Origin of the sequence: Streptomyces turgidiscabies Car8 (assembly GCF_000331005.1) — a bacterium.
Lineage (GTDB): Bacteria > Actinomycetota > Actinomycetes > Streptomycetales > Streptomycetaceae > Streptomyces > Streptomyces turgidiscabies.
Genome location: NZ_AEJB01000250.1, coordinates 1 through 10,188, shown reverse-complemented (window position 1 = coordinate 10,188; position 10,188 = coordinate 1). Strand labels below are relative to the sequence as shown.

General features: G+C 71.9%; 8 protein-coding genes and 1 pseudogene. 3 read left to right on the top strand and 6 right to left on the bottom strand.

Going from position 1 to position 10,188, the window contains the following annotated elements; genetic code table 11:
• Positions 1 to 37: 37 nt before the first annotated feature.
• From mshC to STRTUCAR8_RS16400, 4 genes and pseudogenes are all read right to left on the bottom strand, one after another.
• Positions 38 to 1,267, bottom strand: coding sequence for a cysteine--1-D-myo-inosityl 2-amino-2-deoxy-alpha-D-glucopyranoside ligase (gene mshC / locus STRTUCAR8_RS16415; RefSeq protein WP_006376910.1), 1,230 nt, complete (start codon positions 1,265 to 1,267; stop codon positions 38 to 40).
• Positions 1,268 to 1,413: 146 nt separating this feature from the next.
• Positions 1,414 to 2,249, bottom strand: a pseudogene (locus tag STRTUCAR8_RS16410) (SCO1664 family protein).
• Positions 2,213 to 2,803, bottom strand: a complete 591-nt coding sequence (locus STRTUCAR8_RS16405; RefSeq protein WP_006376908.1) for a DUF3090 domain-containing protein — start codon at positions 2,801 to 2,803, stop codon at positions 2,213 to 2,215. Before STRTUCAR8_RS16405 ends, STRTUCAR8_RS16410 begins: the two are co-directional and overlap by 37 nt.
• Before the next feature lie 119 nt (positions 2,804 to 2,922).
• Positions 2,923 to 3,609, bottom strand: a complete 687-nt coding sequence (locus STRTUCAR8_RS16400) for a histidine phosphatase family protein (protein WP_006376909.1) — start codon at positions 3,607 to 3,609, stop codon at positions 2,923 to 2,925.
• 77 nt (positions 3,610 to 3,686) lie between these two features.
• Between STRTUCAR8_RS16400 and corA the strand changes: the two genes are divergently transcribed.
• Positions 3,687 to 4,691, top strand: coding sequence for a magnesium/cobalt transporter CorA (gene corA, locus STRTUCAR8_RS16395; RefSeq protein ID WP_006376907.1), 1,005 nt, complete (start codon positions 3,687 to 3,689; stop codon positions 4,689 to 4,691).
• 35 nt (positions 4,692 to 4,726) lie between these two features.
• Here the strand turns inward: corA and STRTUCAR8_RS16390 are convergent, their stop codons facing one another.
• A complete protein-coding gene (locus STRTUCAR8_RS16390) occupies positions 4,727 to 5,515 on the bottom strand; it encodes a ferritin-like domain-containing protein (RefSeq protein WP_006376905.1) in 789 nt (262 codons plus the stop codon).
• 257 nt (positions 5,516 to 5,772) lie between these two features.
• Positions 5,773 to 6,828, bottom strand: coding sequence for an LLM class F420-dependent oxidoreductase (locus tag STRTUCAR8_RS16385; protein WP_006376903.1), 1,056 nt, complete (start codon positions 6,826 to 6,828; stop codon positions 5,773 to 5,775).
• Positions 6,829 to 6,978: 150 nt separating this feature from the next.
• Between STRTUCAR8_RS16385 and STRTUCAR8_RS16380 the strand changes: the two genes are divergently transcribed.
• Both STRTUCAR8_RS16380 and STRTUCAR8_RS16375 read left to right on the top strand, forming a co-directional pair.
• On the top strand, positions 6,979 to 7,962 hold the full coding sequence (locus tag STRTUCAR8_RS16380) for an aldo/keto reductase (RefSeq protein ID WP_006376906.1): 984 nt from the start codon (positions 6,979 to 6,981) through the stop codon (positions 7,960 to 7,962).
• Entirely contained in the window at positions 7,959 to 10,157 is a 2,199-nt protein-coding gene (locus STRTUCAR8_RS16375) for a helix-hairpin-helix domain-containing protein (RefSeq protein WP_006376911.1), read from the top strand. Before STRTUCAR8_RS16380 ends, STRTUCAR8_RS16375 begins: the two co-directional genes overlap by 4 nt.
• Positions 10,158 to 10,188: the final 31 nt, after the last annotated feature.

Here is a 10,188-nt window from a genome sequence, read left to right as displayed (position 1 = left end):
CCTCTGTCCCGTACTACGGGTACCTACGGGTACTCCGTCACAGCGCCACGCCCAGCAGCGCGTCCACGGCTCGGGAGACGACGCCGGGGGCGCCCTCGTCCGTACCGCCCCGCTCCGCCTGGAGGGCCGCCCAGCGGTCCACGGCGGCCAGTGCGGCCGGCGCGTCCAGGTCGTTCGAGAGAGCCTCGCGCAGCTCCTCGACGAGCGCGTCGGCGGACGGCCCGTCCGGCCGGGACACGGCGGCCCGCCAGCGCCCGAGCCGGGCGACCGCGTCCGCGAGCACCCGGTCGGTCCACTCCCAGTCGGCCCGGTAGTGGTGGGCGAGCAGGGCGAGCCGGATGGCGGCCGGGTCGACGCCGCCCTGGCGCAGCGCGGACACGAAGACGAGGTTGCCCTTGGACTTCGACATCTTCTCGCCGTCGAGCGCGACCATGCCGGCGTGGACGTACGCCTTGGCCATGGGGAACTCACCGGTCAGCGCCTGCGCGTGCGAGGCGCCCATCTCGTGGTGCGGGAAGACGAGGTCGGAGCCGCCGCCCTGCACGTCGAAGCCCATGCCGAGATGGTCGAGGGCGATGGCGACACACTCGATGTGCCAGCCGGGGCGACCGCGGCCCAGCGAGCCGCCGTCCCAGCTCGGCTCACCCTCCCGGGCGGCCATCCAGAGCATCGGGTCGAGCGGGTTCTTCTTGCCCGGCCGGTCGGGGTCGCCGCCGCGCTCGGCGGACAGCAGCCGCATCGCGTCGGCGTCCAGGTTGGACACCTTGCCGAAGTCGGGGTCGGCCGCGACGGAGAAGTAGACGTCCCCTTCGAGCTCGTAGGCGGCGCCCGCGTCCCGCAGTCGCTCGACGAGCGGGACGATGCCGGGTATCGCCTCGACGGCGCCGATGTAGTCCTTCGGGGGAAGCATCCGCAGGGCGGTCATGTCCTCCCGGAAGAGGGCGGTCTCCTTCTCGGCGAGTCCCGCCCAGTCGATGCCGTCGCGCTGCGCCCGCTCGAGGAGCGGGTCGTCGACGTCGGTGACGTTCTGGACGTAGTGAACCTGCCGCTTGGTGTCGAGCCACACACGTTGTACGAGGTCGAACGCGTTGTAGGTCGCCGCGTGACCCATGTGGGTCGCGTCGTACGGGGTGATGCCGCAGACGTAGATACGGGCGACGGGACCGGGGTCGAGGGTGACCAGAGCACCGGTCGCGGTGTCGTGGATCCTCAGGTCGCGGCCCTGACCAGTCAGGGCGGGGACCTCGGAAGCGGGCCAGGCATGCATGTCATGAGCGTAACCGGACGGATGTTCCGTATACGAGCCGGACCGGGTCCAGATGGCCGGGAAGGGGGTCTTGCGAGATTCGTCTCAGTGCCGTAGCGACGGGCTTACGTGCCGCCCTGAGCGCCTGTCCGTCGGCGCCGCGCACCTCACACGGGCGGCCAGGGGATCGCCGGCCACTCCCCGCTCGGCTCCGGATGCCTGCCCGAAGCCAGGAGCGCGTCCACGCGTCCCCGGGTGGCCTCGATCTCGTCGCCGGTGACCAGTTCCGCCAGCCGTACGGCCAGCGCGCCGCCCTCCCCAGGGCGTCCTTGAGCCCCGTCAGGACCTCGACCGCCTCCGGGGTGAGCGATTCCCCCGCCCACCCCCACAACAGGGTCCGCAACTTGTTCTCGGCGTTGAAGGTGACCCCGTGGTCGATCCCGTACAGCCGCCCCTCGTCGCCCGGGAGCAGATGCCCGCCCTTGCGGTCGGCGTTGTTGATCACCGCGTCGAGCACGGCGAGCCGCCGCAGCCGCTCGTCGTCGGCGTGCACGAGCAGTGCCGTCTTCCCCTCGCCCACCTCGGCGAGGGTGATCGCCTTCCACCCCGGCCCGGCTTCCTCACCCTCGACAAGGGCCAGCAGCCCGTCGCCGTCCGCAGCCTCCGTGTCGATCCACAGCTGGCACATCCCCTCGCCGTACGGCCCCTCGCGCAGCACGGTCGGCGGTACGAGCCCCCAGCCGGTCGCCTCGGAGACCTCGTACGCCGCCATCTCGCGCTCGGCCAGGGTGCCGTCGGGGAAGTCCCACAGGGGCCGCTCACCGGCCACGGGCTTGTAGATGCAGGCGGCTTCCTGCCCCTCGTAGGAGACCGTGCAGTACAGCGCCGCGTTCGACGCCTCGCGGATGCGCCCGCGTACGGTCAGCTCACCCTCGGCGAGCAGTTCGGCGGGCGTACGGGTGGCCGTCACGCTCCGCGGCGGTATCCGTTCTGGCGCGGACATACGTGTCCTTCCGGGTCGAGCGGGAGGCTGCACAGGGGGCACGGCGGCCGGCCGGCGTTGACGACGTCGAGGGCCCGCTTGGCGAAGGCACGGGCCTGCGCGCCGCTGAGCCGGACACGCAGCATCGGTGGACCGTTCTCCTCGTCCTGGAGGAGCCGCTCCTCGGCCTCGGCGAGGTCCTCGTCGGACTCGGCGTCCAGTTCCACCAGGGCCTGCGCCTCGACGATCATGCGCTGCTCGTCGCCGTCCCAGGCGAGCGCCATGGTGCCGACCCGGAACTCCTCCTCGACGGGGGTGTCGAGGGGGCGGGTGTCGGACACCTCGGTGGGGGCCACGGCCGGGACGGAGGCGTTGCCGCCGCTACGGCGTACGACCTCGTCGAGCAGTTCGTCCATGCGTTCGGCGAGCGCCGCGACCTGGGTCTTCTCCAGGGCCACGCTGGTCACCCGGGGGCCGGCGGTGGCCTGGAGGAAGAACGTACGGCGCCCGGGCAGTCCGACCGTACCGGCCACGAAGCGGTCCGGGGGGTCGTAGAGGAACACCTGACGGGACACGTCCTGTCTCCATTGAATCGAATGTCGTCGTCTGTCGTCTGCTGCGTCGTGCTGCTGAGTCGTCTCTGAAAGTCGTGCGCGGCGCTACCGCGACCGCTTCACCCTACTGCGGCCGACGATCACGGTGCGCCCGCACCGCCCCCGACCGCGGCCTCGTCGCCCGTGGGTTCCTCTCGCGGGGCCAGGGAAGCGAAGTCCCCGGTGTCCCCGAGGCGGACGAGAAACGGCCTGAGACGGGTGTAACGGATCGCGGTGATGGAACACGGATCGACGGACACCCGCTGAAAGAGGTCGAGATGAAGTCCGAGCGCGTCCGCGACAAGGGACTTGATGATGTCTCCGTGCGAGCACATGAGGTAGACGGCGTCGGCGCCGTGATCGGTCTCCACGCGCGCGTTCCACTCGCGTACTGCCTCGGCCGCGCGCGTCTGCATGGCCCGCATGGACTCGCCCCCGGGGAAGGCGGCCGCGGACGGGTGGGCCTGGACGACCTGCATCAGGGGCTCGTCCATCAACTCGGCGAGCTTGCGCCCGGACCAGTCCCCGTAGTCGCACTCCGAGATCCGCTCCTCGGTGTGCGGGCGCAGTTGCGGCCTGGCGTCGAGAAGTGGCCGGATCGTCTCCTGGCAGCGCTGGAGGGGGCTGGTGACGACCTCGGAGATCGGCAGCTCGGCGAGGCGCCCGGGCAGTGCGGCGGCCTGCGCGGCGCCCCGGTCGTCGAGGGCGACGCCGGGTGTGCGGCCGGCGAGCACTCCAGAGGTGTTGGCGGTGGAACGTCCGTGCCGGACGAGGATCAGCGTGGGCATGCGGCCCAGGGTAGGCGTACGGCACACAGAGGGAGGCCGGGGTGCTTTTCCGGCCCTGCGGCGGGAGAATGCCCCTCGTGATCGTCGACTGCGCCATCTACCGTGACGGACGCCGGACGGACGGGCCCGCGGACTTCTCCGACGCCCTCGACGAGTGCCGCGCGCACGACGTCGGGGACGCGTTCGTCTGGGTCGGGCTGTACGAACCCACGGAGAAGGAGTTCGAGCAGGTCACGGAGGAGTTCGGACTGCACCCCCTGGCCGTGGAGGACGCCCTCAAGGCGCATCAGCGGCCGAAACTCGAGGTGTACGACGACTCGCTGTTCATGGTGCTCAAGCCGGTCGGCTACGAGCCGAAGGCCGACATCGTCTCCTCCGGCGAGATCATGGTCTTCATCGGTGACTCCTTCGTGGTGACCGTGCGGCACGGCGAGGAGGCGCCCCTCGCGACGGTACGGCACCGGCTGGAGGCGGAGCCCGAGATGCTGCGGCACGGCCCCACGGCGGTGCTCTACACGATCGCCGACGCCGTCGTCGACCACTACGTGGAAGTGGCGGACGAACTGGGCACCGACCTGGAGGAGCTGGAGGCGGAGGTGTTCTCGCCGTCCGGCGGGGGCTCCCGTCACACGGCGTCCCGGATCTACACCTTCAAACGGCAGATCCTGGAGTTCCGCCGCGCCACGGGCCCGCTCGCCGCACCGCTCGGCAGGCTCGCGGGCACGGGCCTCTTCGGCTCGCGCGTGCCCTTCGTCCACGAGAAGGCCGAGCCCTTCTTCCGGGACGTCAGCGACCATCTCACGCGCGTGAACGAGTCCGTTGAGGGCCTGGACCGCCTGGTCTCCGACGTCCTGTCGGCCCATCTCGCGCAGATGAGCGTCCGGCAGAACGACGACATGCGGAAGATCTCCGCGTTCGCCGCCATGGCCGCGTTCCCCACGATGGTCGCGGGGATCTACGGAATGAACTTCGACCACATGCCGGAGCTGCGCTGGCTGTGGTCGTACCCGGCGCTGATCGCGGGCATGGCCGTGGTCGAGGTTCTGCTCTACCGGATGTTCAAGCGCCGGGGCTGGCTGTAACGCGGTCGCGGTACCGCGGACCGCCCTCGGGCCGCTCAGGCGTACTCGGGTGCCGTGGTCTCCCGGCCGCCCAGGGCGTCGCGTCGATCGGGCATCCGCAGGGAGACCATGCGGCGCCAGCCGACGGCGCGCTCGTAGACGTACACCGCGCGGATGCCCGTCGCGAGGAGCGCCGCCTTGGGCCTGGACCAGCCCAGGACACGCCCCATGTGGGACATGACCGCGAGGCTGACGTCCCGGTAGACGCGGATCTCGGCGAGCGCGCACTCGCGCAGCGTCCGCTGGATGGCGCGGCCGTGACCGGCGGCGGCGAAGCGCAGGAGTTCCTCGTGACAGTAGGCGAGGTGGTTGTCCTCGTCGTCGGAGATCATGCGCACGGCGCGGCCGAGGTCCGGGTGGTCGCCGAAGTACCTGCGCAGCAGCTCCATCTCCTCCGAGGCGCGCTGCTCGGTGACGCGGCTGTGGGCGAGGTAGGTGACGATGTCCGGCACGGTCAGCGGCTCGTCGCTCCTGAGCTTCTCGTGCGACAGACCGATGCCCCGCCGTTCCAGCAGCATCGTGTAGTCGGTGTCGGCCGGGACGTCGACGGGCTTCAGACCGCGCTTCTTCATGAGGGCGTTGAAGATCCGCCCGTGCTTGTCCTCGTCCGCGCCGTGGCGGGTGATCCTGGGCGCGAGCGCACGCTCGCTCGCCGGGACGAGCGCGGCGATACGCGCGTTCTCCCAGCCGCCCTGGGACTCCCCGCCGGCCGCGATGGAGCAGAAGAGGCGGAAGGAGTCGTCGTTGTCGAGGATCTCCTGGAACAGACTCCTGGCCGAAAGCATCAGAGGCACCTCTCGCAGATCAGCGCGGTTCCGCAAAGAACGCGTCAGTCAACGAGTCAAATGCGGTGCCGGGGACGCTGCAACAGCTGCGCGGGACAACTCCGCCGAAAGAGGGACCGGCGGGGGCAGCCGGGACGTGAGTACGAGTGCGCGCAGAGGTCCGGGGGCCGTAACCGCCGGGTCCGCGGCGCGTTGTGCTCCATGACGGCCGTGGCGGGGAAGACCCCCGAGCCCCCACCACGGCCGCGGAACTTTCCTTATGCGAGTCCGGCGCGCTCCAGGGCGTCGGTACCCGCGCGGAGCGAGGCGATCCGCTCGTCGAGCGTGAAGCCGGCCGGCGCGAGGGTGAGCGTGGTGACACCGGCCGCCGCGTAGGCCTGCATCCGGTCGGCGATCCGGTCCACCGAACCGAGCAGCGTCGTCTGGTCGATCAGGTCGTGCGGAATGGCGGCGGCGGCGCCGTTCTTGTCGCCGGACAGGTACTTGTCCTGGATCTCGGCGGCTTCCTTCTCGTACCCCATGCGCTGGGCGAGCTGGTTGTAGAAGTTCTGCTTGCGGCTGCCCATACCGCCCACGTACAGGGCGGTGTACGGCCGGAAGGTGTCGGCGAGCGACGCCACGTCCTTGTCGTCACCGACGGCGAGCGGCAGCGTCGGGCAGACGTCGAACCCTTCGAGGGTCTTGCCGGCCTTCTCACGTCCCGCGCGCAGGTACTGGATGGCCGTGTCCTCGATGTGCGCGGCGGACGGGAAGATCAGCAGCGCCCCGTCGGCGATCTCACCGGTCTGTTCGAGGTTCTTGGGGCCGATCGCGGCGATGTAGAGCGGGATGTGCTCGCGCTCGGGGTGCACGGTCAGCTTGATGGGCTTGCCCGGGCCGCCGGGCAGCGGCAGCGTCCAGTGCTCACCCTCGTGGGAGAGCCGTTCACGGCTCATGGCCTTCCGTACGATCTCCACGTACTCGCGTGTACGGGAGAGCGGCTTGTCGAACTTGACGCCGTACCAGCCTTCGGAGACCTGCGGCCCGGAGACGCCGAGGCCGAGCCGGAAGCGGCCGCCGGAGAGCGAGTCGAGAGTGGCGGCGGTCATCGCGGTCATCGCGGGCTGCCGTGCCGGAATCTGGAAGATGGCCGAGCCGACGTCGATGCGCTCGGTCTGGGCGGCGACCCAGGTGAGCACGGTGGCCGCGTCCGAGCCGTAGGCCTCGGCGGCCCAGCAGACGGCGTAGCCGAGGCGGTCGGCCTCCTGCGCGACGGCCAGATTGTCCGCGTCCATTCCGGCGCCCCAGTAGCCGAGGTTGATCCCGAGCTGCATGGCCGATCCCCTTACCGATCAGTAACGTCCCTTGGAGGACCGACCCTAGCGCGTGGGCCTCCGGCGGTGGGGCGGAGATCTCGCTGGTCGGGGAAACCGTTGTCCACAGGCAACCCACGCGGTCAGTTCTGGCCAGTAATCTCGGCGTTCATGGAGCAGAGGCATCTCGGCCGTACCGGCCTGCGCGTGTCCCGGATCGGGCTCGGCACCCTGACCTGGGGTCGGGACACCGACGAGCATGACGCCGCGGGCCTGTTGAAGGCGTTCTGGGAAGCGGGCGGAACCCTCGTCGACACCGCGGACGTGTACGGCGACGGGGAGGCCGAGTATCTGCTCGGACGGCTCATGGACGGGCTCGTGCCGCGCCGCGACCTGGTCATCTCGACCAAGGCCGGCAGCGTCCCCGACCCCGACCGCCGCGTCGACGGCTCCCGCGGTCACCTCCTCGCCGCCCTTGACGCCTCCCTCGCCCGACTCGGCACGGAGTACGTCGACGTCTGGCACATCCACGCCTACGATCCCGACACCCCGCTGGAGGAGACCCTCCAGGCCCTCGACCTCGCCGTCAGCAGCGGACGCGCCCGGTATGCCGGCGTCTCCAACTTCTGCGGCTGGCAGCTCGCCAAGGCCGCGACCTGGCAGCTCGCGGCACCGGGCATACGTACGCGGCTGTCCAGCACGCAGCTGGAGTACTCGCTGCTCCAGCGCGGCATCGAGCGTGAGGTGCTGCCCGCCGCACTCGACCTGGGGATCGGTCTGCTGCCCTCCTCGCCCCTCGGCCGCGGCGTCCTCACCGGCAAGTACCGCAACTCGACCCCGGTGGACTCCCGGGGCGCCTCGGAGCATCTGGCGCCGTTCGTCGCGCCGTACCTCGACGAGACGGCCGGCCGCATCGTGGACGCCGTGCAGACCGCTGCGGACGGTCTGGCGGTGACGCCGTTGCAGGTGGCGCTCGCCTGGATCCGGGACCGGCCCGGTGTGACCGCGCCCATCGTCGGCGCGCGCAACGCGCAGCAGCTCACGGCCGCGTTGTCAGTGGAGCCCCTTAGTCTTCCTGACGAGATCTGCCGGGCGCTCGACGACGTGTCAGCGCCCGTGCACCGCTATCCCGATCACGACTGGAGCACGCTGTGAGCACGGAGCCCGACACCACGGAGGAAGCCGAGCCGGGGACCCCGGGCACCACCGAGGAGCCCGCGAACGAAGACTCCTCGGCCGAGACCGCCGAGGCGGGTGGTGGCGCTGCCGCGCAGCCGTCCGAGGCCCAGGCCGAGCTGGCCGCGCAGCGGGAACTGCGGGAGCGGATCGAGCGCCGCAAGGCCGAGAAGCAGGGGCCTGTCGCGAGCGGCACCAAGCTCAGCGGCACGGCCGCCGACCTCATGGCGGCGGTCCGGGCCGTGGAGAGCGGGGAGAAGTCCGCGTCGGCCGTCACCTTCCGCGCCCCGAAGTCCCCGCCCACATCCGCATCCACACCGACATCCACGTCAGGGTCCGCGTCCGGAGGCCCTGTCGCACGGCCCCCGGCTTCCCCGGTTCCCTCCGTCTCGACCGCCCCCGCGCCGGAAGCCGTCGAGGCCGTGCGGGGCGTGCTGGCCGAAGGAGGGGCGCCGGAGATGCTGGCGCCGCAGGTCGTCTCGGTGCTCGGTGACGGAGCGGACGGACAACTGCGCGCGGATCCGTGGCAGTTGCTGCGGGTCGCCGGGGTGCGGACCGAGCAGGCCGACGGGTTCGCGCGGGCGCTGCTCGGCGCCGAGTGCGGTCCGGACGACGAACGGCGGGGCCAGGCGGTCACCGTGTGGCTGCTGGAGCAGGCCGCCCTGGCCGGACACACCGTCCTGGACGTCGCCGCGCTCACCGCCGCGCTCGCCCAGCGTGCCGTGCCCGACCCGGACACCGCCGTACAGAGCGCGGTCGCCGAGGGCGAGGCCCTGGAGTTCCAGGACGCGGTCGAGGAAGTCGCAGGGCAGGCCGCGGCCGGCGAGGACGACGAGAACAGGGAGGACGGAGAGGCCGTCGAGCGCCCCGTTCGCGTGCTCATCGGGCTGGAGCGGTACGCGCTCGCCGAGGAGAGCCTCGCCGACGGGCTGGCCCGGATCGTCAACTCGCTGCCCAAGGAGGCGTCCTCGGAGGAGTGGGAGTCGTCGGCCGGGGCGGCGGGCTCCGGTTCCGCGGCCGAGCTGGTCCGTGCCGTCGCCGGGAACGGCCTCGTGCTGCACACCGGCGGTGACGCGGCTCGCGCCGAACCGGCCGCCCTCGTCGCCGCGGCCCGCTCTCTGGGCCTGCGGGTCTGCGCGGCGGCCCACACACCCGACGGCCGCAGCCGCTTCGCGGCACTTCTCGCAGCGAAGGACAGCTCCGTCGAACCGGACTCGGACTCCGTCGTCACCGTCGCGGGGCTGCTGGCCGGGGCCGAGGGGCCCGGGCGGGACGCCGAGGGGGCGTTCGGGCTCGATCTGCTGGTCGTGCTGGACGCGCCGCAGCTCGACGTGGAGAGCGCGGCGATGGTCGTGGAGTCGCTGCCCGACGGGGCCAGGCTGGTGCTGAGCGGTGATCCGGCGGTGCTGTGGTCGGCCGGGGCGGGGCGGGTCTTCGCCGACCTGCTCGCCGCGCGCGCGTGCCCGCACGTCGTCTCGCGCACGCCCGATCCCGGGCCGATCGGCGAACTCGTCTCCGGCGTCTCCGTCGGCGAGCTGACCCAGGTCGAGGCGCCCGGCAAGGAGGTCGTGATCGTCCCCGTGCGGGACGCGGGCGAGGCAGTGCACCGGACGGTGCAGCTCGTCGCGGACTCGGTGCCCAGGGCGCTCGGTGTTCCGGCCGAGCAGACCCAGGTGATCACACCGGGGCACGGTGGCCCGGCCGGCACCCGCGCGCTCAACTCCGCCCTCAAGGAGCGGCTGAACCCCGGCCCGGGCCGCTTCGGCGGCTTCGACCCGGGTGACCGGATCGCGTACTCCCCCTCACCCGGCCGGACGGTGCCCGGGCAGGTCGTCAAGGCCGACGCGGAGGGACTGCACCTGGAGTGCGACGGCGCCCCCGTCGTCGTACCGAAGGAGCTGGTGGAGACGAGTGTGCGGCACGGGTGGGCGCTCACCGCGCACCAGGCGGTCGGGCTGCGCTGGCCGGCCGCCGTCGTGGTCCTGCCCGGGGACGCGGCCGCTTCGCTGACCCGGCCCTGGGTCTACACGGCCTTCGGCCGCGCGGAACGACACCTCTCCGTGGTGCACGGCGTGGACCAGGCACTGGCCCGCGCGGTCGCGGAGGTCCCGGCGAAGGCCCGTACGACGCGGCTGCCGGGCCTGCTCGCGGCACAGGTGCCGACGCCCGCCTGAGCCGGCAGGCGGCCAGAACGAACGACAGCGG